Genomic DNA, 26026 nt, shown 5'->3' with positions numbered 1-26026 from the left:
CGCGGCCAAAAACAACCCGCAGAAACGGACCTCATTGCGACTCAAAATCGTTAACGCGGCGACATATGTAGGGCGTATGACAAAGACGGCGAGCGAAGCCAAAAGGCATGCTTGTCAAGGGCTGCACAACGGTCCGGTTTTGGCTTATGGGTTGCGCGCACGGTGCCTCTGCCCGTCGACTGTCACCTGTCGTGACAGGCCAACCTTTACGTATTGCCGCCCCGCCGGGAGGATGAATGCATCGGCTGCTGACCGCGCTCGGGCGCGGCTTCAAGGAGAAGATCGGCTGGAAACGGCTAGGAATCGCTGCGAGTCTTCTCATCATAGCTCTTGCGATCACCCATCTGGTTCGCACCCTCAAGGGTGTCGACACCGGGGTGATTCTGACGGCGCTGACCGAAATCGCGCCGCATCGCATCGCGCTGGCGGCGCTGTGCGTGGTGGGTGCGTTCTGCACGCTGACCTTCTATGATTTCTTCGCATTGCGAACCATTGGCAAGAATCACGTCCCCTACCGCATCGCCGCGCTGTCGAGCTTCACCAGCTACACCATCGGCCACAATATCGGCGCCACGGTCTTTACCGGCGGCGCGATCAGGTTCCGGATCTATTCCGACTACGGCCTGACGGCGATCGATGTCGCAAAAATCTGCTTTCTCTCGGGCCTCACCTTCTGGCTCGGCAATCTGTTCGTGTTGGGCATGGGCATGGCCTGGCATCCCGAGGCGGCATCGGCGATGGACCTGCTGCCGCCGGCGATGAACCGGCTGATCGCGATCGGCTGCCTGGCCGGCATCGCGGCCTACTTCGTCTGGTTGCTGATGGGCAAAGGCCGCCGCGAGCTCGGGCAGAACGGCTGGAAAGTCGTATTGCCCTCGGCGCGGTTGACGTTGCTGCAGGTCCTGATCGGCGTCGTCGATCTCGGCTTCTGCGCGCTGGCAATGTATCTGCTGATGCCGATGTCGCCGCATATCGATTTCGTTTCGCTGGCGGTCGTGTTCATCCTGGCGACGCTACTCGGCTTTGCCAGCCACGCGCCCGGCAGCATCGGTGTGTTCGACGCGGCGATGCTGGTGGCGCTACCGCAGTTCGGCAAGGAACAATTGCTGGCGACGCTGGTGGTGTTCCGGATCCTCTACTTCATGATCCCCTTCGGCATCTCGATCTGGATCATGGGGACGCGCGAGCTCTGGCTCAGCATCGTGCAGCCCTGGCTGGAACGCCGCCGGCTCGAAGCCTGCACCGCCAAGGCCAGGGTGCGGCAACGTGTCGAAGGCCGCCGATCCCGCGGGCAGTAACGCTGTCGTTATCTGCGCCGTCTGGTCTTTTGGGGCGGAGCTGCCCCATTCTCTTATTTCCGCCTTACCGCTAACGTCAAACGACGCCATGGCTGGAATTCTCACACGTTCGATGATGTCGGTCGCGCTGATTGCCGCCGGGCTGGTCGGCATGTCCGCATCCGTTGCGCAGGCCCAGACCGCCGGCGGCTATGGGCCGCTGCAGATTTCCTGGGAAGTACGCAACCGCTTCCGGCTGTTCCGCGAGGAGCGGGACTTCCTGCTGCACGCAGAAGCGGGGCGTGGCCGCAGCGTGCTGGCGTCGGAGCAGGTGCTAGCAATCCAGAGCGACGGCCGCGGCTGGGCGCGCAACACCGTGAACCGGCTCTGTATCGATCTCGCTGGCCGCGTCAGCGAGCCCTGCACGCGCGACAACGTCAAGGAAAGCTATCTGACGCCGATCGATCATCCCGTGGTGATCCGCCTGACGGGCCCGGTGCCGGTCGGCGCCACCTGCGCCTGGACGGTCGACGACGGCGACGGCCCGCAAACTTCCACCTTCGACTGCGCCGAGCCGGTCAATCTGCGGGTCCGCTACGGCCGCACCACAGTCGTGACCGCCGACATATCCTCATCGGAAGGCACCCATCGCGCTTTCACCGAGATCGCGGTGCGCGACATCTTCATCGCAGGCCTCGGCGACAGCGTCGCTTCCGGCGAAGGAAATCCGGACCGTCCCATCGCGCTCGCCGATGAAGGCTTTTGCTTCCGCTCCTATCTCGGAACGGCGGCCGCGCAATATTATCGGCCGAGCCGCGCGAACTATAAAGGCGGGCGCGCCTGCGAGGCACCCGATTCCCTCGCCGTCTGGCAACGGCAGAGCGCGCTCTGGTTCAACCCCGCCTGTCACCGTTCGCTCTACAGCTATCAGACCCGGACCGCACTGGCGCTCGCCATCAGATATCCGCACATCGCGGTGACCTATCTGCCGCTGGCCTGCACCGGCGCCACCATTGCCGATGGACTGTTCGGCTCGCAGCGCGCCCGCGACTGTCTGCCGACGAAATCGGGCGGCGCGTGCCAGGGCACCGTCAACGGGCAACTGGCCGAGCTGCGCGACGCCGTCGCCGCCGCGAAGCGCCGCCAGTCGGACCGCCAGCTCGACCTCGTGCTGCTGTCGATCGGCGCCAACGACATCTATTTCTCCGGCCTCGTCGCCGACGTCATCGTGGACACCGCGACCGAACGCGCGCTGTTCCGGCGCAGCGGCGTGATGGCTTCGGTCGACGACGCGCGCAGCGCGATGGCGCGGGATCTGCCGCAGGGCTTTGCCAAGCTGCGGGAGGCGCTCAAGCCCCTTGTCGGTGGTGACCTGTCGCGGGTGGTCTATACCGCCTACGCCAATCCGACGCTGGCGAATGGCGGCGCGCCCTGCCCCGGCGGACGCGGCGGCTTCGACATTCATCCTTCCTTCAACGCACAACCGCAGCGGCTGGCTGCCGTGTCGAATTTCGTCGAAAATGAATTCCTGCCACAGCTACGAGGGCTGGCGCTCTGCGAAGGCGGCATCCTGTGCCGCAATCCGCGCACCGACCGCATGACCTTCGTCGACAGCCATCAGGCCGCTTTTGCCAGCCACGGCTTCTGCGCACGCGCCGAAAGCGATCCCGAATTCGACCGGCAGTGCTTTTCGGCGAAGGGCGACAGCTTCGATTCCGATATCGTCACGGCCGCCAGCCAGCCGATGGTGTGCGGCCGCAGCGCGGGCGAGTATCGCGCCTATCTGCCGCGTGCGCGCTGGATCCGCGATGCCAATGACAGCTACTTCGCGGCGATGACCTACCCGCAAGGCCTGCCGACGTCGCAGCAGCCGTCCGATATCCATGACGCAACCTGGGGCGTGTTGTCGGCGGTCTATGGCGGCGCGGTGCATCCGACTGCCGAGGGCCACGCCGCAATGGCCGATGCCGCCACGCCGGCCGCCGCCGCCGTGCTGCAGCTCGATGCAGCGGTACCTGAAGTCACCTCGCAGCCGATCGCGCCACCAGCACAGCTACAGATGCAGAATGCGCCGCGGCCGCCGGGAGGCCGCAGCGGCGGGCTGAACTAGCAAAGGCCGACACGGCTTCGCAGCGTGTTTGCTATTTGGCAGGCGCAGGTATCGCGGGCGCCGGAGTGGTGGCCTTCTTGACGGCCGGAGCCTTCGCCGGACCGGCGGGTGGCTTCATTGCCGCGGCGTACGCCGGCAGATATTTTGCGATGACCGCGGGATCGACCTGCGCCAACTCCGTGTCCGGCAGTCGCGTCCACACCTCATCCTTGCCGAACAGCGAGATGCCGAGATAGCCGCGCATCGTCAATGTCTGCCCATCGGGGCTGAGCGTCATCTTGGCCTTGTAAATCTTGCCATCGCGCGGATCGAGCACGTTGCCGTTCTCATACTTCAATCCGTCGCGCTTCATCTCGCGGATGAAGGAAAGCCCGAGCCACGGCGCATCCTTCCGGTCGTCGGTGCACTTCGAGCAGATCGGATTCGGAGGATCGCCGGGCTCAGAAAACAGCTTGGCGAACGCGCCCTCGAAGCTGCCGTTGCGATCAACCACCAGAAACCATCCGACCGGCTTGCCTTTCTCGGTCTTCTGCCACAGGCCCGCCGCAGAAGGTTCCGCGGGCTGTGCGGCGAGTTCGCCGGAGAATGCGAGACCGATCACGATCGAGAGCACCAGTTGAAATCCGGTCGGCTTGCGCATCGTCATCACCTGATCAATTCCGTAAATGAATGGCCGCAGACTAAGGCCATTTCGCGGACGGTTCCAGTCGCGATCGTCGCCTTAACCAAGCACCGTGCCTGACATTTTTGGGAACTAGCTCACCCCGAGCTTCTTCTGCAGGCTCGACGACGAGGTGGTGTACTGGAACACCAGCCGCTTGTCCGGATAGACGTAGCGATGCGCCTTCTGCGCCATCAGCGCGCCCTCGTGGAATCCGGACAGAATCAACTTGAGCTTGCCGGGATAGGTGTTGATGTCGCCGATCGCGAAGATGCCGGGAACGTTGGTCTCGAACGCGGCGGTGTCGACCGGCACAAGATTGTTTTCGAGCGCGACGCCCCAGTTCGCGACGGGACCGAGCTTCATGGTCAGCCCGAAGAACGGCAGCATCGTATCGCACTCGATTTTGGAGATCGCGTTGTCGTTGCCCTTCATCATCGCAGCCGACAGCTTGCCGCCCTCGCCTTCGAGCGACGTCACCTGACCGATCTTCAGGTCCATCTTGCCGCTCGCCACCAGCGCGCGCATCTGCTCGACGCTGTGGGGCGCGGCGCGGAAATCGTCGCGCCGGTGCAAGAGCGTCACGCGCTTGGCGATCGGATGCAGATTGAGTGTCCAGTCGAGCGCGGAATCGCCGCCGCCAACGATCAGGATACTCTTGTCGCGAAACTGCTCCATCTTGCGCACGGCATAAAACACCGAAGAGCCTTCATAGGCTTCGATGCCCGGCACCGGCGGACGCTTCGGCTGGAACGAGCCGCCGCCCGCGGAAATCGCCACCACCTTGCACTCGAACACCTTGCCGGCATCGGTCGTCACGCGGAATAGCGGATCACCGATCTTCTCGATCGTCTCCACCATCTCGTTGAGATGGAAGGTCGGATGAAACGGCTTGATCTGTTCGAGCAGCGCGTCCGTCAGGCCCTGGCCGGTGACGAAGGGAATGCCGGGAACGTCGTAGATCGGCTTTTCCGGATAGAGCTCGGCACACTGGCCGCCGATCTTGTCGAGGATGTCGACCACATGCGCCTTCATGTCGAGCAGGCCCAATTCGAAGACGGCAAACAGGCCGCACGGACCCGCGCCAATAATCAGCACATCGGTTTTGATCACTTCGCTCATGTCAGCTTCTTTTCGGTTGAACCTGGCGGGAAGGCCGCATCTGTCTAGCCAACCCGGGGCTAACAGGAAAGCCATAATATGGCGGTCGCGATGGCGGCAACCCCTTGCCGCCATTCGACAAGTGGGCTGTAAGGGAACGAAATTTTTGGAGATTGCCCCTTGAACGCCCCCTTGCGTCCCGACGCGACCCCGCGTCTGGAGGATTTTCCCTACCGCCTGTCGGACAATGTGAGATTTGCCGACCTCGATCCCAACCAGCACGTCAACAATGCGGTCTACGCGACCTATTTCGAAACCGGCCGCGTCACGCTGATGAAGGATCGCAGTTACGGGCTGATGCCGGAGGGGCTCGGCTGGATCATGGTGCGGATCGACATCCATTTCCGCGCCGAGTTGCACTGGCCGGGCAAGATAGAATTGGGGCTTGGCGTCGCCAAATTCGGCCGCACCTCGGTGAGCTTCGATCAGGTGGTATTTTCCGAAGGCAGATGCGTAGCCTCGGCGCGCGCGATCACCGTCCTGATCGATGAAGCCACACGCAAGCCGGTGCCGCTGACACCTGGGCTGAAGGCGAAATTTGCGCCTTGGATCCGCCGCGGCGTGGATCCGGGATGAGGTGGGCCGCGCTGCTCCTGCTTGCGGTCGCGAGCATCACGCCACGATCTGCCGCGGCGGCGGACTATCATCGCGAGGAGTTGCGTATCCCGATGGAGGCCGCGGGTCCGCGCGTACTTGAAGCGATGCTGCTCAGGCCCTCGGGCACGCGGCGCTATCCCCTCGCCCTGATCAGCCACGGCACGCCGCGCGAAGGCATGGCGCGAGCGCCGATGTCGCCCTACGGATCTTATCGGCAAGCGCTCGAATTCGCCCGGCGGGGTTTTGCGGTGCTGGTCTTCATGCGCCGGGGCTATGGCGATTCCGGCGGCCAATATGCCGAGAGCAGCGGCCCGTGTGAGCGGCGCGACTACATGCGGGCGGCCCGCGAGTCGGCAAGCGATTTGCGGGCAGCGATCGAGGCCATGAGGAGCCGGGCCGACGTTTCGACCAACGGCATGATCGCCGTCGGCGTCTCCGCCGGCGGTTTCGCGTCGCCGGCGCTGACCGCCGATCCACCGCCGGGCCTCGTCGCCGCGATCAACTTTGCTGGCGGCCGCGGTTCGCGCGCCAGCAATGAGGTCTGCGACGAGGATGCCCTCGTCCGCGCGTTCGCCACGCTCGGCAGGACGTCGCGGATTCCGACACTGTGGATCTATGCGCAGAACGACAGGTTCTTCGGGCCAGAACTCGTGCGCAGAATGTACGCTGGCTTTACCGGCGCCGGCGGGCGGGCTCAATTCGTCGACTTCCCGCCACATGGCGAAGACGGGCATTTTCTGTTTTCGCGTGGCATCCCGCTCTGGACATCAACGGTGGATGGCTTCCTGCGCGATCAGAATCTCGGAACGCGCGACATCGCCGCGATGCCGGCGCCATCGTCAATTCCGCCGCCGTCGCAATTGCGCGACAAGGGACGCGCGGGATTTGCCGACTATCTTTCCGCGAGCCCGCACCGGGCGTTTGCCGTCTCGCCGAAAGGAGCTTTTGCTTTCCGCAGCGCGCGGCGGTCGGCGCGCGAAGCGGCGGAGGCGGCCCTTGCCGCCTGCGCGGAATACGCGCCCGATTGCGCGCTATATGCGGTCGACGACCATCTCACTGAGACCGCCAACGCCGGATCGCGCTGAACGTCGTCCGGACTTCAGGCCTGGCGTTCCGGCGTCGACACCACGAGGCCGTCGAGGTCGTCGCTCACCTTGATCTGGCATGACAGGCGCGAGTTCGGCCGCACGTCGAAACCGAAATCCAGCATGTCTTCTTCCATCGGGGTCGGCGCGCCGACCTTCTCGCGCCAGGCTTCCTCGACATAGACGTGACACGTCGCGCAGGCGCAGGCGCCGCCGCATTCGGCTTCGATGCCCGGGATGGCGTTGCGAATCGCGGCTTCCATCACGGTCGCGCCGTTCTCGACTTCAATGGTTCGTTTTTCGCCCGTGTGGTCGACAAAGTGGATTTTGGCCATGATCGCTCGTGCTGCCGGAATATCTGAGGAAGGTCCCGGCAGTTCGTATAACGGGTCGATCCGTGCAGCGCCAGCGGTCGGGACGAAAACCTTGAACGAGGCGTTATACGATGGTTTTGGCCGGTTTTCCCGTTCAGGAACGGTGCAGAGCCGCCTCGATCGCTTCCCGCGCCTGCGCAACCGCCTCGCAGAGTTCGGCAAGCGCAGCCGAGACGTCGGAGCCACGGGCGATGACCGCCTCCAGCCGGGCAGCGGCATCGGCGACGGCAAAGGCGCCGATCGCGCGGGCCGAGCCCTTGAGCGTGTGCGTCAGCGCACTGGCGTCTGCAGGGGTGGCGGCGAGCGTGTGCACGAGTTGTAACGACTGGGCCGAGAACATCGTCAACACCTCCTGCTCGATACCGGCATCGCCGAGTGTCATGCGTTGGAGATGGTCGAAATCGATCGGCCCGCCGCCGGGCGCCAGCGGTGGCGATGGCATCCATTCTATCCGTTCGAGAGGAAGCGGCATGGCCTTAATTCCGGGTCGCCCGCCGCACTGATTCTGGCTTTGGGGGCACGCCGCAGAGCCAATCATGGCATCGGTTAACGGAACGTTCTCGGAGTTATCCCCAGCTTCGACATATTTTAGACATTGTTTAGCCGCCAGCCCGCCTTTATTAGCGATCCGGTTCCAGAAACCTGTGTATCCTTAGGACCTTAAGGAACAAAGCTGTTAACGATGATTAAGAATGTCTTAATCGCGGCCATTTCATTCGTATCGCTCTACCAATAGGATGTTTGCGGATGTGTGCGGACAAGCTGCCGGCGGGCACGCTTGCGGTCCGCTGGGGGTTATGAATCCAGCTTCAAGCTTGCGGGGGTTTTAGCAAGAACGGCTGGACGCGTACGTTTGAGAGGGCTCGGACTGACATGGCGAACAATCCGAAGAAGGTCAAAGATCCCACCGAAGTCGCGCTTTCCGCCATTCAGGAAGCGCTCAACATCAGCGATACGTCTGTCGACGCCAACCGAAATTCGATTGGCGGCGAACTCGCGCCGCCGACCATGCCCTCCGCCGCGCCGTCTTATTCTGAAACGCCGTTCGACACGCGCGGCAGCGCCGAACGTCCCGTGTTCGATCCGATCGAAGAGCCGCGCAGCCCCCGTCGCGCCGCCAATGACGATCGCGAAACCATTGGACAGATTCTGCAGGCGATCCAGAAGAACCACCCTGCGCGCAGCGTCTACACGCTTGCCACCGTGTTTGGCGGCGTCTGGGTGCTCGGTTGCGCCCTTCTGACCATCAGCTTCCTGCCCTCGCTGCAGGCGGCGATCGGACAGAGCGGCGGCGTGCTGGTGCTCGCCGGTCTTGCCGCGCTGTTCTTTGCGCCGGTGCTGTTGTTCTACTTCCTCGCCAGCCTCGCCTGGCGCGGCCAGGAAATGCGGATGATCGCGCAGTCAATGGCGCAGGTCGCGATCCGCTTCTCCGAGCCCGAAGGTGCTGCTGCCGATTCCATGGTGACCGTCGGCCAGGCGATCCGACGCGAAGTCGCCGCGATGGGCGACGGCGTCGAGCGCGCGATCGCGCGCGCCGGCGAACTGGAAACGCTGGTCGCCAACGAAGTCGCCGCGCTCGAACGCGCCTATACCGACAACGAAGTGCGCATCCGCGCGCTGCTGCAGGACATCGCCCATCAGCGCGACAATCTGGTCGGCCAGGCCGAGCAGGTTCGCAGCGCCATTTCCGGCGTTCAGATCGACCTGCGCCACGACATCGCGCTGATCTCGGACGCGATCGCCTCGCGCGTCGACGAGGTCGCAAAAAGCATCACCGGCGCGCTGGAAGAGCGAGGCCAGCACATCACGAGCGCGCTCAGCCACGCCGGCGACAACATGATCCTCGCACTCGGCGAGCGCGGCGGCGACCTGCTCGACCGACTGGAAGAGGCCAGCGCCGAGACCACGCGCGCCGTGCTCGACGCCTCCGAGCGGCTGACCACCAGCCTCAACTTCAAGACCGGCCACGTCCACGACGAGTTCGTCGATCTGGCCGACCGCGTCCACGAAATGCTGAACGAGCGCATCGACCGCATCACCGGCGAGTTCGAACAGCGTTCCTCGACCATCGTCGACGGCATCTCCGACCGCACCGAACAGGTCCACGACTCCCTGAAGAACTCCTCCGACTCGTTGCTGCTCGAGCTCGAGCTGCGTTCGGGCGATCTCGTCAGCAAGATCGACGATGCCGGCAACCGGCTGGCGAGCCGCATCCTCACCTCCGGCGACAAGGCCAGCGACGCGCTCGACGTGACCGTGAACACCCTGGTGGCCAAGGTGATCAGCCAGACCGAGAACGCGCATGACAGCCTCGCGCTGCAAATGAGCGCGTACGACGAACTGGTGAAGAACCAGGGCGCGGAGCTTGCGGAAAAGTTCGCCCGCGACAGCGGCACGCTCGGCGCCCTGATCACGCGGCACATCTCGGAGTTCGACCGCACCATCAAGACATTCGGCGGTGAGATCGTGGAACGGATGGGCGCGCGGACCCAGGAGATATCCGACAGCCTGAAGAACTACGTCGACACCTTCGACACCCGCCTGGTCTCGAATAGCGGCGAGATCACCGCTTCCCTCGATCAGCGGCTGCTGCAGTTCGAAACCCAGCTCGGCACCCGCGTCAGCAGCCTCGACAACTCGCTTGAAGGCAAGATCAAGTGGTTCGACGAGGCCGTCGACGGCCGCCTGAAATCGCTTGAGACGACGTTCGACACCCGTGCCAGATCCGTCACCGAAACCATCGACAACCGCCTCAGCACGCTGTCGGGCTCGCTGACCGACGGCGCGGCGCAGGCGATCCAGTCGATCGACCAGCGGCTCAGCCTGCTCACCTCCTCGCTGACCGAGGGCACCGCGCAAGCCATTGCAGCGGTCGACCATCGTATTGCCAACGTCACCGAAACCATCGACGGCCGCAGCGCCCATTTGACCGACACCATCCAGGCGCGCTTCCAGGAAATTCACCAGGGCATCGAGACGCGCGTCAGCGACATCGCGAGTGGCATCGAGGCCCGGGTCGGCGTCCTCGCTACCGGCATCGAAAGCCGGGTCGGCGTCATCGCCGGCGACATCGATACCCGCGTTGCGCAATTCGAGGATCTGCTCGGTTCGCGCATCGAGGCCGTGGCAGGCCGGATCGAAAGCAGCGGCCGCCAGGCCAGCGAAGACCTGATGTCGCGCGCCGAAATGCTGTCCACCGGCATCAAGTCGCATGTCGAGGACGCCGAGCGTTCGCTGACCAACCTCGTGGTCAATACTTCCGAGACCATCCAGACCGGCGCGCGCACCGCGCAGCAGGCGCTGCTGACGGTTTCCTCCGATGTCGGCGCGCAGCTCAAGCTGACCTCCGCCGAGGTCGAAGCCGCCCTCACCGCCGTCGGCACCGGCGCCGCCACGTCGATCCTGGCCAGCGCCAAGGATGCGCAGACCACGCTGGCGTCGATCTCCTCCGAGGCCGCCACGCAGATCAAGTCGCTCGCCGCCGACGTCGAGCGCACGCTCTCGGCTGCAGGCGACGCCACCGCCGCATCGGTTCTATCGGGCGCGCGCGAGGCACAGAGCACGCTGGTGACCGCGTCCGCCGACGCCGCCAGCCACGTCAAGTCGCTCGCCGTCGATGTCGAGCGTTCGCTGTCGATCGCCGGCACGGCCACCGCCGAGGCCGTCACCGCGGGCGCCCGCGAGGCCCAGAGCACGCTGGTTGCCGCCTCCACCGAGGCAGCCAACCAGGTCAAGTCGCTCGCCGCCGACGTGCAGCGCGCGCTGTCGATCGCCGGCACGGCCACCGCCGAGTCGATCACGGCCGGCGCCCGCGAAGCCCAGAATACCCTGATGAACGCGTCCGCCGACACATCGACCCAGGTCAAATCGCTCGCCGCCGATATCGAGCGCTCACTCTCGATGGCCGGCAACGCCACCGCCGAGTCGATCACCACGGGTGCGCGCGAAGCCCAGACCACGCTGATGACGGCATCTTCGGAGGCCACCAACCACGTCAAGTCGCTGGCGATCGACGTCGAACGCACGCTGACCGCGGTCGGTGCCGCCGCCGCCTCCTCCCTCCTCGGCAGTGCGCGCGAGGCGCAGAGCTCACTGTCCACGACCTCGACGGAGGCTGCGAACCAGATCAAGGCGATCGCCGCCGACATGGAGCGTGCGCTCGGCGCCGTCACCGCCTCTACGACTGACACCATCCAGACCACCGCGCAGAACGCGCAGAGCGCGCTGGTCGCCGCAACCAACGAGGTCAGCTCCAAGGTCAAATCGACCTCCGCCGACATCGAGCGTTCGGTGCTCGCCGCGAGCAGCAATTTCGGCTCGACGATGACCGGCAAGACCGACGAAATCGTCACCTACGTTCAGCAACAGACCGACCGTCTGGCGCAGATCGTGGACAGCCGCCGCGGTTCGCTGATCGAGGCGCTCGGCACCAAGGCTACGCAACTGACTGGTGACATCGACCGCGTCACCGCCGACGCGCTGAAATCGATCGAAACCCGCGGCCAGGCGTTCTCGCAATCGATGTCGACCCACGGCTCGGACGTCGCGCGCACGATTACCACCGCCGGCGATCTCGCCACCGGCGCGGTGGCCAAGTCGCTGAAGGACCTCGAACAGGCGTCGCGTTCGGCCATCGACCAGTCGCGTCAGGTGTCGATCGCCGCCGTCACCGAGATGCAGGAGACCAGCAAGATCCTGCGCACCGACACGGTGGCGCTGTTCGAGCGGCTGCGCGAAGGCAACATCCTGCTGCAGGAAGTGCTGACTGGCGCCCACGACAATCTCAACTCGCTGGAACGCGCGCTGGTGACCCGCGTGGCCGACTTCGTGTCCGCCATGAACGACGTCACCGCCCGCAATGGCGTCGCGACCCAGACCCTGGAAGACCAGCTCACCGTCTTCAACGGCAAGACCACGAAGGCGCTGGAAGATCTCGGCTCGCTCTCCAGCGAGTTCGAGAAGCACGGCAAGGCGCTGGTCGAGGCGGCCGGCGTGGTAGAAAAGGCCAACCTCTCCACCACGACGTCGGTCGCCGACCGCAAGTCGCAGCTTGAGTCTCTGGTGACCACCATCGACCTGCGCACCACCGACCTCGACCAGCGGCTGTCGCGCTTCACCGGCCTGCTCGATGAATCGCTCGCTGCAGCCGAAGAGCGCGCCCGCGACATCGCGCGCGTGGTCGCGGAGACCGCGGGCGCCGGATCGGCCGCGATCAGCCGCCAGTTCGAGGCAGTGCGAACTGCGGCCGAGAACGAGCGGCAGCAGACCCTCCATGCGATGAACGACCTGTACCAGCAGAGCACGCATGAAACCGATGAGATGTTCAAGCAATCGACCGAGAAGTTCGCTGCGATGGTGCAGACCATGAAGCAGATGGCGGCCGAGATGCATCAGGAACTCGAGGCGACGCGCAACGAGCTGCGCCGCGGCGTGCTCGAGATGCCGCAGGAGGCCGCCGACAACACCGCGCAGATGCGCAAGGTGATCGTCGACCAGATCGAGGCGCTCGCCGAGCTGAACCGGATCGTCGCCCATCATGGCCGTGGCCTCGACGTCGTGACCGCCGGCCGCGCCAGCGTGCAACGCCAGGAAGAGCCGGTGATGGCCGCCGTCAGCGGCCGCAACGAGGTGCGCATGCGCGACGCCGCCAGCAGCGCGTCGACCCTGCCGCCGCCGGACCTCGGCATGCCCATGCCCATGCCGATGCCCGCCCAGCGCCGCACCGAAGCCCCGCCGGTCTCGCCGGCGGCCCAGGACGCGGGACGCGACGGATGGCTGTCCGATCTGTTGAACCGCACCGACGCCGGCGGACGCGAAACGCCGCGGGGCCGGCAGCAGGGCGGCGCGGCCAACCCGCTGGAATCGCTGTCGCTCGACATCGGCCGGCTGATGGATCGCAACCTTGCCGCCGAAATGTGGGATCGCTACCAGCGCGGCGAGAGCAAGGCGTTCACCAAGCGCCTCTACACGCCCGCCGGCCAGAAAGCGTTCGACGAAGTCGCCCGCAAGTACCGCGCCGACCGTGGTTTCAAGCAGACGGTCGACCGCTACATCGCCGAGTTCGAACGGCTGCTGGACGAGGTCGCACGCGAGGATCGCGGACCGCAGGCGTTGCGCGGCCACCTCACCTCGGAGACCGGGATGGTCTACACCCTGCTCGCGCATGCGGCGGGACGGCTGGGGTAAAGGTTTGGATCAATCGTAAGTCAGAAACGGAGGCAGGGATGCCTCCGTTTTGTTTTTCCGACGACGAGCGAAATGCAGCGCTCTGGATGGGAACGGCGATGGACTACATCAAGGTAAGCTGGAAACAGGACAATCCTCACACTCCGGTCCTGCTTTACAGCGAGATGGACGATGAGCGGTGGGAGGTCAGGAAAGTGGAAGTATTTCCCGACGGGTCGTTCGGATATGCTGATCGCTCCACGTCTCGCGGGACGACTTTCCTGGGCCTCGAACCAATACCGACGCTTTCGGAGATTGCTGCAATTCCCGAGTTCGAACCTGTGGCGATCACGAAGGAAGAGTTTGAAGCAATGTGGTTGAAGGCCGCCAGACAAAGTCTGACGACGGGATAAATCAGCCAGCCCATTGCCGATTTGCAGGTTGCCGTCATTGCGAGGAGCAAAGCGACGAAGCAATCCATACCATCGGCGCGGAAGCTATGGATTGCTTCCGCCTTCGCTCGCAATGACGCTGTGAAAGTGCGGCATCGCGGATGGTGACAGGGCGAGGCGAACCATTCGCTATTCGCCGCCTACTGCCGCTTCTGCCCGCTCGGCGCCCTCGGGGCTGCCGGTGCCGGCGCTGGCGCTGGCGGCGGTGCGGCCGCCTGGCTGTTGCTGCTGCCTCCGCCGCCGAAAATCACCCGGGTCGGATTGCGGTCGAAATTGTTCACGGCGCGGCTGATGTCAGCGAGGGTGCGGCGGCCGTCGGCCATCAGTGCGCCCGAGCGCTTGTCGAAATCCTCGGCCAGATCCTTGATCGCCTTCACCATCAGGTTCAGTTCGCCGCCGGCGGCACCGCCCGCGATCGTGTTCAGCCCAAGCATCAGGCTGTCGGCCTTGCCCATCACGCCGTCGACCCTGAGCATGACGTTGTCGATCTTCTCGGAGTTGCGCGCCAGCGCAGCCGTGAAGGTCTCGAGATTCCGCAGCGAGTTCTTCACGGACTCCTGATTGTCGGCGACGAGCCGGTTGACGTTCTGCAGCGTGGCGCGGATGGATTCCGTCACATCCTGCAGCGCGCTCGGATCGGCCGTCAGCATCGGCACGCCATCCTCGTCGAGCGGCACCGCTGCCGCATTTTCTTCGCCGCCTTTCAGTGAAATCGCGGCGACGCCGGTCAGGCCCTGGAATTCGAGACCCACAAGCGTGTCTTTCCGGATCGGGGCGTTGTTCTCGACCATCGCGAGTGCGACCACGCGCCGCGGGTTGTCGAGTTTGACCGACACAACCTCCCCTATCCTGATACCGTTAAAGTTGACGCTGCCGCCATTGCGCAACCCCGACGCCGGGCCTTCGAACACGATGCGGATCGGGCTGCGCAGCTTGGTGGTATGCAGGCTCTGGAACCACAGCACAAAGCCGAACGCCGCGGCGATCACCGCCAGCGTGAAGGCCCCGATCAGGACGTAATTCGCCCGCGTTTCCATAACTCAAGGTACTCCGAAACCAGGGTCTAACCGGCGTCGCCGGTAGACCCGTCATTATCTCATGTTTGAGCATGATCCGATCCGAAAACCGATCACACTTTTGGGGGTCCTCTAGCCCATCACAGCGCGGGCGCGTTTGCCGTGAAAATATTGCCTCAGCCAGGGATGCTGCGAGGCCTGCATGTCGGCAATCGAACCTGCAGCAATGATCTTACCGTTCCCTAAAACCGCGATGCGGTCGCAGGCCGTGTATAGGCTGTCGAGATCATGGGTTACCATGAAAACCGTCAGGCCCAAAGTACGCTGCAGGGTGCGCACCAGTTCGTCAAAATCCCCGGCGCCGATCGGATCGAGCCCCGAAGTCGGTTCATCCAGGAACACCAGTTCGGGATCGAGCGCGAGCGCGCGCGCCAGCGCCACGCGCTTGATCATGCCGCCGGACAGTTCGGACGGATAGCGGTCGGCAACTTCGGGCCGCAGGCCCACCATGCCGAGCTTGGCCACCATGATCTCATCGAGCAGCCGCTGCGAGACCTTGAGATATTCACGCACCGGAAACTGGATGTTCTGCCGCACGGTGAGCGAGGAGAATAGCGCGCCCTGCTGGAACAGGATGCCCCAGCGGCGCTCGACGCCGCGGCGCTCCGCGGCACTCGCCGCGTCGAGATCGACGCCGAACACCTCGATGCTTCCGGCGATTTTGGGCACCAGACCGATGATGGTGCGCGTCAGCACCGATTTTCCGGCGCCGGACGGGCCGACAAACCCCAAAATCTCACCGCGCTTGACGTCAAGGTTGAGCCCGTCGAGCACCCGCGTCTTGCCGAACTGCACGGTGATGTCGCGCACCCGGATGATGGCGTCGGTAATCTCACCCGCCATGGTCACATTCCGATCGAAGCAAAGAAGATCGCGAACACGCCATCCATCACGATCACGAAGAAGATGCCCTTCACGACGGACGATGTCGTGTGCTGGCCGAGGGATTCAGCGCTGCCCTGCACGGCGAGCCCCTCGACGCAGGCGACGATGCCGATGACGGCCGCCATCACCGGTGCCTTGATGAGACCGACCACGAAATGATCGATCGAGATGGCGTCGCGCAGCCGCAGCAGAAACGCCTCAGGCTCGACGCCGCCATAGAGCCAGGCCACCAGCCCGCCGCCGTAAAGCGCGGCCATCGCCCCCAGGAACGCCAGGATCGGCAGCGCCAAAACCAGCGCGAGCATCCGCGGCAGGATCAGGACCTCGATCGGATCGAAGCCCATGGTGCGCAGCGCGTCGATCTCCTCGCGCATCTTCATCGAGCCGAGCTCGGCGGTGTAGGCCGAGCCGGAGCGGCCCGCCACCATGATCGCGACCAAGAGCACGCCGATCTCGCGCAGCACCAGCACGCCGAGCATGTCGACCACGAAGATGTCGGCGCCAAATTTTCTGAAATGGAAGATGCCCTGCTGCGAAATGATGCAGCCGATCAGGAACGTGATCAGCACCACGATCGGCACCGCGCGCCAGCACACCTGCTCCAGATGATGGATGGTCGAGGTCAGGCGGAAGCCGCGCGGGCGGATGATGACGTGGGCGGTCGCTGATAGCACCGCGCCGAGCATGTCGATCAGCCCGATCAGGGTGCCCCCGATGCCCGCCACGGCGCGGCCGATCTGCTCCAGCATGCCCGTGATCGTCACTCGCTCGGTCTCGACGACCGGCTCGGCCTTCACTCGGCGCACTTCGTCGACCAGGCTGGAATAATTGTCCGAAAGCCCGGCGATCTGGGCCTCGACGCCGCCATGGGTCAGGCTGCGGCGCAGGCGCTCGATCAGCCACGCGCCGAACGTGTCGAGCTTCGACACCTGCGAGACATCGATGAAGATGTTGGGCCGGGTGCCGCTGAGCTTCTCGGCATCGGCGACCATTCGTTCCAGCATCGGCGCAAAGCGGGCCGTCCAGGAGCCGGCTGCGCACAGCGCCAGCGCGTTGCCCCTGGCTATCCGCTCCAATGTCGGGTCGCCGTTCACAATACCCACCCTTCGGCCCCGATATGCGCCCCTGAAAAACGTCAGGTTCCGCACGCCGCTCGCCTTGTAGAATCTGCCCCTAACCAGCCATAGTTGGTAGCGGCGGGCAAGCTTAGGTTCAGAAAATTGCCAGATTTTGAAATGACTTCCAGCGCATCTCGAAAGCTTGCCGTCAGCATCGAACGCTGGCCGATCGCGGGCGCTTTCACCATCAGCCGCGGCGCCAAAACCGAGGCCGTCACCGTCGTCGCCACCGTGAGCCAAGGCGACCGGACCGGCCGCGGCGAATGCGTGCCCTACCCGCGATATGGCGAGACCGCGGAAGCGACGCTGGAAGTTCTTCAAGCGATGCATGAACCGCTTGCCAAGGGATTGGACCGCGCGGCCCTGCAGGCGGCGATGCCCGCAGGCGCCGCCCGCAACGCGCTGGATTGCGCGCTATTGGACCTCGAGGCCAAGACCGCGGGACAGCGGGTCTGGACCCTGCTCGGCCGGTCACCGCCGCGGCCCTGCACCACCGCGTTCACGATTTCACTCGGCACGCCGGAAGCCATGGCGTCGGCCACCGCGAAGGCCGCGCACCGGCCGCTGCTGAAGATCAAGCTCGGCGGCGATGGCGATGAGGTGCGGATTGCCGCGGTCCGCAAGGCCGCCCCCGAGTCCGAACTGATCGTCGATGCCAACGAAGCCTGGACGCCGGATAACCTCGAATACAACCTCGCCGCCTGCGCCAATGCCGGCGTCACGCTGGTCGAGCAGCCGCTGCCGGCCGGACGCGACGAGGCGCTGGCCCGCATCAGGCGCCCGATTGCCGTGTGCGCCGACGAAAGCGTGCATGACCGTGCCTCGCTCGAGGGGCTGCGCGCGCGCTACGACGCCGTCAACATCAAGCTCGACAAGACCGGCGGGCTGACGGAGGCGCTCGCGATGGCGGATGCCGCCCGGGCGCTCGGCTTCGAGATCATGATCGGCTGCATGGTAGCGACCTCGCTGGCGATGGCGCCGGCCATGTTGCTGGCGCAACAGGCGAGGTTCGTCGACCTCGACGGTCCCCTGCTGCTGGCGCGCGACCGCGACGGCGGCCTGCGCTACGACGGCAGCCTCGTCTACCCGCCGGAAGCTGCCTTGTGGGGTTGATGCGAGAGCCGGTCCCGCGCGAGCCAGATCACCAGCCCGCCGAGGGCGGCCATGACAGCCATCCCGTAATAGATGCCCTGTCCCCACATCTCGTAGATCGTGCCTGACGCAACCGAGGCGAGACCGGCGACGATGCCGCCGCAGGCGGTGAGATAACCCTGCGCCCTCGCCATCACGTGGCCGGGCACATGGCGCAGCATCAACCCCATGATTCCGACCTGCGTCAGCCCGAAGCTGAGCGCATGCGCAAGCTGGACGATCGCAAGAACGGCCAACGGCAGGTCCTGCGCCGTCAACACCCAGCGCACGGCCGCGCTCAGCGCCGCGATCACCACCAGCATCGACGGCTGCAGCGTGAAGCGCGGCGACAGGGCGAACAGCACGATCTCGGCGATCACGCCGAGCACCCACAGAACCGCAATGGTCAGCCCGTCATATCCCGCCTGCTGCCAGGCGATCGACGCGAAAATGTAATAGGCGGCGTGGCTGCCCTGGATCAGCGCCGAGGCCACGATAACAGCGAGAAAGCCGCCGTCACGCAGCAGCGCGCTGGCGTCCCCGGTGACCGGGCGAGCAGCCTTGGCATCGTCCAGCGGCGCCAGCGCAAGGCTTGCCAGCGCCCCGAGCGCGGCCGAGCCGGCGATGATCCAGATCAGATTTTTGGCGGCGATCAGGTCGAACAGCATTCCGCAGACCAGCGCGCCGAGAACGAAGGCGGCCGAGCCCCACAGCCGCAACGGTCCGTAGTTAAGGCCGTAGCGCTTCACCCCCCGCAACGCATAGGCATCCGTCAGCGGCACCATGGGCGTCCACAGGCAGCAGGTCAGGACGTAGATCAGGAACACCAGCACCGGCAGATGCTGGGTGCCCAAGGGAAGAAAACCCAGGACGAAAAAGCCCAAGGCGGTGGCAAAGGCGGTCAGGATGATGCCGCCGCGCAGGGCCTGACGCCGTTCCGCAAAGCCGGTCACCAGCGGCAGCGCCGTAAACCGGGTCACCGGGGGGACGGCCGTTATCAAGCCTATCCAAAACGCATCAATCCCGACCGCTTTCAACCATACCGTGAAAAATGGCAGGTGGGTGCCGGTCATGCCGAACAGCGTGCCGTAAAATAACGCCACCCGGGTCGCGAATCGCTTCGATGCGTCTTGAGAAGCGATGGGGATTTGTGATTCGCTTGGCATCAATTCAATTGCGATTCGGTCAATATCGTGTTGTTTCGATATCGCAATGCGCGCCGATTTGCGCGAAGAGTTTGACATGGCCGACGAAGCATTCGCCCTTTCGCCGATTTCAGCCCGCGCCACGCTGCCGAGCGAGGAGGATTATGCTGCAATCGCTGAAGCCTTCATGGAGACTTCGCGGGGGCGCTGGTTCCTGACCGAATACGCCAAGCGCAACCGCAATGCCGACACCCGCATGGTGCTGGACGCGGTGTCGCGGATCGAGCAAAGCCTCACCACCCAGAAGGAAGAAACCCTCCGGCGGGAAGAAAGCCTGCGCCGGGAGGAAGGCCTTTCGGCGCAGCAGGCAGCCGAGGCCATCGCCGCGGCGGCCGCGGCGCAGGATCGGCTGACCGAGGCGCTCGACGCCATCCGCGGCGCGGTCGAGGCGGCTGAGGAATCGGCGGTCGAGGCGCTCGACAGCCTCGCGCTGGACCAGCGGCTGGCGCCAGTTCGCAAGGGCGCGCGGGTGCTGCGCGAAATCGCCTGGCGGCTGCGGGAAATCGGCAATGACGGGCGGATCTGCGACCTGATCGATTCGCAGGTCACCGTCATCGAAAGGGGCACCGAACAGTTCTCCTCCGAGGACGCCAGAGTAGCCCTCCGCGCGGCCTTTGCCGCCCTGCACGGCCGGCTTGTGGAAGTCGAGGACGAGGATGCCGCGCCAGTGCCGTTGGCCGAAACCGATGCCATGGCCCCCTTCTCGGCCGTGCCGGAAATGCCCGAGACGACCGAAACGTTCATCGCGCCGGAAGCTGAGAAGCCTGCCGAGACGCCGTTCACTTCCGAGACGCCGTTCATTGCGCTGGCCAGGTCTGCCGAAGCCGCGCTTGCGGCCGCGGAGGCCGGGCTGAAGGCAGCGGAAGCGCGCCAGGCTGCCGAAGCCGCCGTGGCTCAGGACAGCTCGGCCCAGGATACCCCGGTGCAGGACGCGGCAGCCCTGCACGCGGCCACTCAAGACAATTCCGCTCAGGACAACGCCATCCCGAATGTGGAGGCCGATCCTGACGCGGAGGACGAGGCCGTTCTCGACATCATCGCGATGGAGATGGGCGCACCGGATCCGATCAGCGAGGCGGAGATCGCCGAAGCGATCGCCGAGCAGGTCCGTGCAGCGGAGCCTGCCCCGGTTGCTGCCAAGGTCGTCGCCGAAGCGCCCCAGCCGGTCGCCACACCGGCGGCACCGCCGGTTCAACAGGTGGTTCAACCTCCCCCAACGCCCGCTGCTGCGGCTGCGATGGAAGTGTCACTTGGCGCGACCCTCATCGCGAGCGGCATGCTGAAAAAGCCGGTCAGTGCGGCCAACGACCCGCTGGCGCCGATCCGGCGCATGAGCCAGGCCGAGAAGATCGCGTTCTTCTCGTAAGAACTGCGCTGTCGCGTGAAGCCCGCTGGCTTCCGCGACGCACCTGCAGCATTTGTTGCACCTGCGAATAATTCGCTTTCCGGTTGATTCACTTCTCCGCCGAGATCAAGCTGGCGCGATTGCCGTCTTGGGAGACAGCCGTGCGAACCAAGATCATCGTCAATCCGATGGCGAACAAGGGAAACTGCGGCAAGCGCTGGCTGCAGATTTGCGCTGAACTCGAAAAACATCTTGGCCCGCTGGCATCCTCGGACGTGGCGATGACGCGCGCGCCCAATCACGCCACCCAGCTGGCGCGGGAAGCGATTGACGCCGGCTATCGCCGCCTGGTCTCGGTCGGCGGCGACGGCACCTTCAGCGAGATGATGAACGGCGTGATCGCGGATGATCGCCCGATTGCATCAGATCTGGTGCTGGCGCAACTGCCCGGCGGCACCTCGAACGAACTCTCCCGCTCCTTCGGCCAGCTTTCGCTCGCCGAGGCCAGCAAGGCCATCGCCATGGGGCATACGCGCGACATCGACGTGTTCCGTGCCGATGCCAAAGGCTATGCCGGCGGTCAAGTCACCCGCTACGGCTTCGTGCTCGCCATCGTCGGCGCCGCCGCCACGATTTCATGGCGCGCGCAACGCGTGCCGCTGCTGAAGCGATTGGGTCCGATCAGCTATGTGCTGATGACGGCGTTCACGTCGCTGACCTACAGCCCACGCTACTATCGTATCCAGATCGACGACGAGGCCGAACAGCGTCTGCCGATGTGGTCGTTGATGCTGTGCAGTTTCGACGGCGCGGGCGAAGGCCTGATGCTCGCGCCCGGCGCCGACCCGGCCGACCGCAAGCTCGACCTGATCATGGTCGGCGACATGGGGCGCTGGGAAAGCCTGACCAGGATCGTCCCCAACCTCGCCGATGGCAGCTATCTGGAGCACCCAAAGGTCTCGCGGCGCCACGCGAGCCGGATCACCATCGACAGCGATGACATGATCCGCGCCGATGTCGATGGCGAAAGCATCGGGCAATTGCCGATGTCGGTGACGATGCTGCCGTTCCACCTGAAGGTCGCGGCGGTTAATCGGTCGTAGAGTGCCACTCCCGTCGCACCTGGCTTCACTACGCCGCGACGTCGCTCTGGAACGTCAGACTGGATTCCTTGATTTTAGTGATCTCAAAAATGTCGCTCGCCAGCCCCTATACCTTAATGGACTTTCTCCTAGCGATTCCAGCATCCGACGTTTCTCACGGATGGCTCACAGCCGCCGGGCTTTGGCGTCAGCGCTTCGCCGACGGTTTACTTCCGCCTCGATTTTCGCGATGCCAGTGGAGTTTACACCCCGGATGTCAGCCACCCTTGCCCGTGTACAACACTCCTCTGCGCGATCGATCGCGGACTGATCCAGGTAGACCCGCGCGAGGTGGTAGAGATTCTCCGAATCCGCACTCTTTTTCACCGACGCTTCCAGATGTTCGCGCGCCTGCCGCGGCTGGCTGTCGAGGTGGTAAACCCAACCGAGATAATCCTCGTACCGAGCCTCAATCTCCAGGCGCCGGTCCTCGAAGTCGCCGAGCTCATCACGTTCAGCCGTCGGCTGCGGCTTGCCGAGGAATTTCAGATGCCGATGGACGAAGCCGAGTTTCCGGCGCGCGCGCGCGACGTCGCGGCCGCGCTCGGCGGCGACCAGCGCCAAAAGGAGACACACCTTCAACAGGAAATAGCCGGGCGGCACTTCGCTGTCGTCGGCGGACTTTTGGGGCGTCCGCCACCAATTCGTCGATGAATCCGGTCGTGCCTTTGGCAGCGCAGCCCGCTTCGCTTTTAAAATCTCCTCAAGCGCGTCGCGCAAATGTTGCTCCGCCGATTCGAACAACTCCTGCTCGATGTCGTTCTGTCCCAGATGCAAATAACATTCGCTCGGAAAGTGGCCCAGGGCCCGGGCCATCTGGTATTGCTTCTTCGCCCGATCATAATCCATCAGTTGGTCGTGACACAGGGCGCTCCAAAAATGTAACTGAGCTCGACGTTTGTAGTTTTCGGCGAGATCGATGGCCTGACCCAAAGTTTTGATCCCATTACGCCATTCGGACTTTTGATCCTCGCGATTGGTCAATTGCTCCCCACGCGAAAAAAGCATGGCACCAAGGCATTCGAGGGTCCAGGAGTCAGATGGGTCGAGCGCAAAGCTCCTCCGCAATTGTTGTTCGGCCTGGTCGTAATTGGCCAAACGCCAATGCACCCAGCCCAACCGCGCCATCCTGCTGGCCGAGAACGGATCCAACGCGAGCGCCTTTTCAGCGAACTCAAGCGCTTCGATGAATTTGGATTGGAGCACCTTTGCGTGGGCGAGCCATTCGTAGGCAACGCCTAACCAATCCTCAGCGGGATAGTACGTCTCCAGGTGAGACACGGCCTTGCGGAGTAGGCGTTCCCTTTTCCGAATTCTTGCAGGGTGCGACCCATCCTGCTGGTTTAGCAGCAAACGCCAGATTTCGATGCAGAAAAGAGCGCGCTTCCAGGTGATTATTGGGACCATTTCCGGCGGTTCGGTCGTACGCAGCGCGCTCCTTCTGGCGTGCATGATGCGCTCAAGCCTTTTCGCATCGGTCTCACCGGGCTTCTGCTCGAGCGTATCGACAGTTTCCACGATGTGTTCGATAACCCGGCACCGATGCGCGTCCTGCAATTTGCGACACACTGTTTGCAGTTTCGACAGCAAGTCCTTGCCCGAAGGAAAAACGAACATCTCCGGCGAAGTGAGTATCGACGGCGAAGCGAGCGCCTTGTCGCATGCTTGCAAAGCCGTATGACGGGCCGTCATAGCCCTCCCGCTCTGGCGTCCCGGAATAAACAGTTCGACAAGGATACTGCGGAGACTTTGTTCGGCCTCGCGTACCTCCAGGAACGCCGACGTTGCCGCGACAAAGACGTGAAGGTATGCCCGACCGTGCTTTGTCCCAGCGAATTGCACGGCGGCCTGGTACGCTGTTAATCCCCTTTCGAGGCCCGCACGACTGACCTCTTCCGGGGCCGTCAATGCCTCGCCGAGCTGAAAGTAGAGGTCCGCTTGCGGCCGCTGTCGAATCGCCTGGCGGAGAATCCGAACGCTCCGCCGAGGATTGTTAAGCTCCAGATGCGCGCGAGCGAGATGGTAGAACGATATCGCCATCGATTGCCGCGGCGCATCGAGCGGACGCACTCGCCATGCAGCGCAGCAGAGGTCGCGCCAGGCAAGGGCGGCGGCCGTCTCGCGGTACTTGAGGCTCGACCGCCAGGAGGCCTCGTTCTTCAGCTTTACTCTATTTGTTTGCTCGGCTTGTTTTGATTCCTCCGTTTGCTCGGTTTTCGCTTTTTCCTCTGTTTGTTCTGCTTGCTTCGATTGTTCTACTTGCTTCGTCTGCTCTGCTTGCCCCATTTGTTCCATTTGCAGTAGCTGCCAGACAAAGCCCTTTATGGTCCACGCCCGCACGTCTCTCGGGGCGTGCGCAATCGCCCGGTCCGCAAATCCAAGCGCCAACCGCCATCGCCGCGCTTCCCCATGAATCAAGGACAGCGCATAGGCGGCATCGGCGTGTTCGGCGTGTGCGGGAGCATCTTCGATCGCTCGCTCGAGGGCCGCCCTGGCTTTTACCGGCTTTTCGCGGTCGCGGTAGACAATGCCGAGGTTGTAGCTGCATCGCGCGAAAGTTTTGTCGAGCCTGAGCGCCTCGAAGAAATGATGCTCGGCCTCGCGCAGGTTGATTTTTTTGTCCATGTCCGTGGTCAGCGAGCGGCGGTAGGCGCGCAGGCCCCTGCTGAACCACTTGACCGCCTCCCATTCCTTCGATCCTGTCGGCACGTTCGTCGTGAACACACGGTAGACAAGCTCTTCCGCCATCTCACGGAGTGCGCTTGCCGTATCCTCCGCAGAAGCATTAGCGGGTAGATCGCGCTGGACGCGCCAATTCCCTTCCGCGCCCGCCATGTCGGCGAGCAAGGTCAGGCGATTGCCGGTCCGGTGCAGGCTGCTCGACAGGCGTTGCTTGGGAATCGAACGCTCGAATGCGGCAATGAGCGGCCGCAGCGACACGCTAACAGGCCCAAGCTTCACATTGGATTTTTCGCCGACGACACTCGCCAAGGCGCCGGCCGGATTGTCGACCCCGGCCTTCAGCGGGGAAAACGGTTTGCCGATCTGGGGCCGTGGATTGGCGTCGTCGATTGTCCTGTAAAGCTCGCTGAGCAGGGCGAGATCGTTGGCGAGGTCCGCCGCAAGTCCCGCGGCGAAGCTGTCGTAGTCACTGCCGGCATGGTTGACCGTGGTGAGGATGACGAAGCCTCCGCTGCTGCGGTAGGCGCGAACGATCAGCCAGAGCAAGCCGTAGACTACGGCCACCTTGGCGACGAATGGCCAGGTGACGACTGTCCGGGTAACGAATGTCCAAGGGTTGAACGTATCGGTATGCTTATAGTCAAGCAACATACCGACGCCGGCCAAGCCGATCCCGACCGCGGCCAAGCCGATCGCGTGCGGGCGCCACCCCGAGACGAGCCAACGCCGCGCTTCTCCGACAGCCCGCGCTACCCAGTAGGCGGCGTACCGAAACCAAATAAAGCGCCAGAGCACCATGGTCCCACCGCGCGCTGAGCGGCTGAGGCCACCAACTTGCGCGCGTTCCGCGGCGGATGCAAGCACAACGAGCGCGGGCGTAGCGCTCCTCGCGCGGGGGTGTGGGATTGCTCGCGCTGAACATGCAGATGCGTCGCACTTGTACCATACGATCTTCCAGGCAGGCTGCCCGAATAGGGATTGCGCTTGCCCNCGCCAGCAATTCGCCGTTCGTCCCGGTCGCCATGGCGAGCGCTTCGGCGGGCGTATACGAATGGACCAGCGAGGCCAGAATTGCCCCCTGGCGCTGGGCTAGCGCGCGGGAGAACAGGACATCGGTGCCCCACGCCGTCTTGAGCTTGTACTTCTTCGATTTTGCGCAGCGCGGCACAAGTTTGCACTGCCATCAGGTCGACGGTTGTGCTCTCATTGGCTGCGCGCCCCCCTGCTGATCGTTTCAGCCCCAGCTCCATGGTCGGCTCGAAAGGAAGCGCTAGCCCGGCGTTGATCCCCACGCTTCGCGCCGGTCGTCTTTATGAGTTCACCTGGAGTGGCAGCCATGGTGCAGAACCTAGTAGCCGGATTGGTCGTGGTGGCTTTGATTATCATGGGTGTGCTTGCCTACGCCCAGAAACATGAGGGATGCTTGCACGGGCGCTCGCTCCAAACCTTCAAGCCCTGCGGATCAGTTAGCGTTGACATGTAGCGCTGGCCGCGACGTCTGGTTTGAGTCCGCAAAAGCGCCGGATTGCGGACATCGATCAAGACGCGCTCACTGATCTC

Annotated in this window: 18 protein-coding genes and 1 pseudogene; 9 read left to right on the top strand and 10 right to left on the bottom strand. The window is 64.1% G+C overall.

What is annotated here, in order from left to right; genetic code table 11:
- Positions 1–236 precede the first annotated feature (236 nt).
- Both CQ14_RS32520 and CQ14_RS32515 read left to right on the top strand, forming a co-directional pair.
- Complete coding sequence (locus CQ14_RS32520; RefSeq protein WP_057861863.1) at positions 237–1298, top strand: lysylphosphatidylglycerol synthase transmembrane domain-containing protein; 1062 nt, start codon at positions 237–239, stop codon at positions 1296–1298.
- A gap of 151 nt (positions 1299–1449) precedes the next feature.
- Positions 1450–3387: an SGNH/GDSL hydrolase family protein gene (locus CQ14_RS32515; protein ID WP_430650234.1), complete on the top strand. Its 1938-nt coding sequence runs from the start codon at positions 1450–1452 to the stop codon at positions 3385–3387.
- 31 nt (positions 3388–3418) lie between these two features.
- On the opposite strand, the gene CQ14_RS32510 is transcribed toward CQ14_RS32515, so the two are convergent.
- Complete coding sequence (locus tag CQ14_RS32510; protein ID WP_057861874.1) at positions 3419–4027, bottom strand: DUF2147 domain-containing protein; 609 nt, start codon at positions 4025–4027, stop codon at positions 3419–3421.
- Between the two features lie 114 nt (positions 4028–4141).
- Positions 4142–5170, bottom strand: a complete 1029-nt coding sequence (locus CQ14_RS32505) for an NAD(P)/FAD-dependent oxidoreductase (protein WP_057861862.1) — start codon at positions 5168–5170, stop codon at positions 4142–4144.
- A gap of 159 nt (positions 5171–5329) precedes the next feature.
- Between CQ14_RS32505 and CQ14_RS32500 the strand changes: the two genes are divergently transcribed.
- Both CQ14_RS32500 and CQ14_RS32495 read left to right on the top strand, forming a co-directional pair.
- The gene (locus tag CQ14_RS32500; RefSeq protein WP_057861861.1) at positions 5330–5785 is read left to right on the top strand and encodes an acyl-CoA thioesterase; all 456 of its coding nucleotides are present in this window, start codon (positions 5330–5332) and stop codon (positions 5783–5785) included.
- Positions 5782–6891 carry an alpha/beta hydrolase family protein gene (locus CQ14_RS32495; protein WP_057861860.1) on the top strand — a complete coding sequence of 370 codons (1110 nt, stop codon included), beginning with the start codon at positions 5782–5784 and terminating at the stop codon, positions 6889–6891. The genes CQ14_RS32500 and CQ14_RS32495 overlap by 4 nt, the downstream gene beginning before the upstream one ends.
- Positions 6892–6905: 14 nt before the next feature.
- Here CQ14_RS32495 and CQ14_RS32490 read toward each other — a convergent pair whose 3' ends face one another.
- Positions 6906–7226, bottom strand: a complete 321-nt coding sequence (locus tag CQ14_RS32490) for a 2Fe-2S iron-sulfur cluster-binding protein (protein ID WP_057835376.1) — start codon at positions 7224–7226, stop codon at positions 6906–6908.
- Between the two features lie 133 nt (positions 7227–7359).
- Positions 7360–7737 (bottom strand): Hpt domain-containing protein, encoded by a 378-nt coding sequence (locus CQ14_RS32485; RefSeq protein WP_057861859.1) that lies wholly within the window; start codon positions 7735–7737, stop codon positions 7360–7362.
- 401 nt (positions 7738–8138) lie between these two features.
- Between CQ14_RS32485 and CQ14_RS32480 the strand changes: the two genes are divergently transcribed.
- Both CQ14_RS32480 and CQ14_RS32475 read left to right on the top strand, forming a co-directional pair.
- The gene (locus CQ14_RS32480; protein ID WP_057861858.1) at positions 8139–13451 is read left to right on the top strand and encodes an apolipoprotein A-IV repeat region-like domain-containing protein; all 5313 of its coding nucleotides are present in this window, start codon (positions 8139–8141) and stop codon (positions 13449–13451) included.
- Positions 13452–13549: 98 nt separating this feature from the next.
- On the top strand, positions 13550–13843 hold the full coding sequence (locus CQ14_RS32475) for a DUF6881 domain-containing protein (RefSeq protein ID WP_057861873.1): 294 nt from the start codon (positions 13550–13552) through the stop codon (positions 13841–13843).
- Positions 13844–14022: 179 nt separating this feature from the next.
- Here CQ14_RS32475 and CQ14_RS32470 read toward each other — a convergent pair whose 3' ends face one another.
- The 3 genes from CQ14_RS32470 to CQ14_RS32460 all read right to left on the bottom strand — a co-directional run bounded on the left by CQ14_RS32470 (position 14023) and on the right by CQ14_RS32460 (position 16937).
- The gene (locus CQ14_RS32470) at positions 14023–14919 is read right to left on the bottom strand and encodes an MlaD family protein (protein ID WP_057861857.1); all 897 of its coding nucleotides are present in this window, start codon (positions 14917–14919) and stop codon (positions 14023–14025) included.
- Between the two features lie 111 nt (positions 14920–15030).
- The gene (locus tag CQ14_RS32465; RefSeq protein ID WP_057861856.1) at positions 15031–15801 is read right to left on the bottom strand and encodes an ABC transporter ATP-binding protein; all 771 of its coding nucleotides are present in this window, start codon (positions 15799–15801) and stop codon (positions 15031–15033) included.
- A 2-nt stretch (positions 15802–15803) separates the two neighbouring features.
- Positions 15804–16937, bottom strand: coding sequence for an MlaE family ABC transporter permease (locus CQ14_RS32460; protein ID WP_057861855.1), 1134 nt, complete (start codon positions 16935–16937; stop codon positions 15804–15806).
- Between the two features lie 141 nt (positions 16938–17078).
- Here CQ14_RS32460 and dgcA point away from each other — a divergent pair, with 141 nt between their 5' ends.
- The gene (gene dgcA, locus CQ14_RS32455) at positions 17079–18074 is read left to right on the top strand and encodes an N-acetyl-D-Glu racemase DgcA (RefSeq protein WP_057861854.1); all 996 of its coding nucleotides are present in this window, start codon (positions 17079–17081) and stop codon (positions 18072–18074) included.
- Here the strand turns inward: dgcA and CQ14_RS32450 are convergent.
- Positions 18044–19258 carry an MFS transporter gene (locus CQ14_RS32450; RefSeq protein ID WP_057861853.1) on the bottom strand — a complete coding sequence of 405 codons (1215 nt, stop codon included), beginning with the start codon at positions 19256–19258 and terminating at the stop codon, positions 18044–18046. The genes dgcA and CQ14_RS32450 overlap by 31 nt on opposite strands.
- Positions 19259–19493: 235 nt before the next feature.
- Between CQ14_RS32450 and CQ14_RS32445 the strand changes: the two genes are divergently transcribed.
- On the top strand, positions 19494–20663 hold the full coding sequence (locus CQ14_RS32445; RefSeq protein WP_245320700.1) for a hypothetical protein: 1170 nt from the start codon (positions 19494–19496) through the stop codon (positions 20661–20663).
- Positions 20664–20803: 140 nt separating this feature from the next.
- The gene (locus tag CQ14_RS32440) at positions 20804–21745 is read left to right on the top strand and encodes a diacylglycerol/lipid kinase family protein (RefSeq protein WP_156435693.1); all 942 of its coding nucleotides are present in this window, start codon (positions 20804–20806) and stop codon (positions 21743–21745) included.
- Positions 21746–21910: 165 nt separating this feature from the next.
- Here CQ14_RS32440 and CQ14_RS32435 read toward each other — a convergent pair whose 3' ends face one another.
- Both CQ14_RS32435 and CQ14_RS47155 read right to left on the bottom strand, forming a co-directional pair.
- Positions 21911–25264: a tetratricopeptide repeat protein gene (locus CQ14_RS32435; protein WP_057861850.1), complete on the bottom strand. Its 3354-nt coding sequence runs from the start codon at positions 25262–25264 to the stop codon at positions 21911–21913.
- 193 nt (positions 25265–25457) lie between these two features.
- Positions 25458–25616 (bottom strand): annotated as a pseudogene (locus tag CQ14_RS47155) (amidohydrolase family protein); the annotation flags it as partial.
- Positions 25617–26026 lie beyond the last annotated feature (410 nt).

The sequence above is a fragment of the Bradyrhizobium lablabi genome (assembly GCF_001440475.1).
Classification (GTDB): Bacteria; Pseudomonadota; Alphaproteobacteria; order Rhizobiales; family Xanthobacteraceae; genus Bradyrhizobium; species Bradyrhizobium lablabi.
This window is presented reverse-complemented; position numbering and strand designations above follow the sequence as displayed.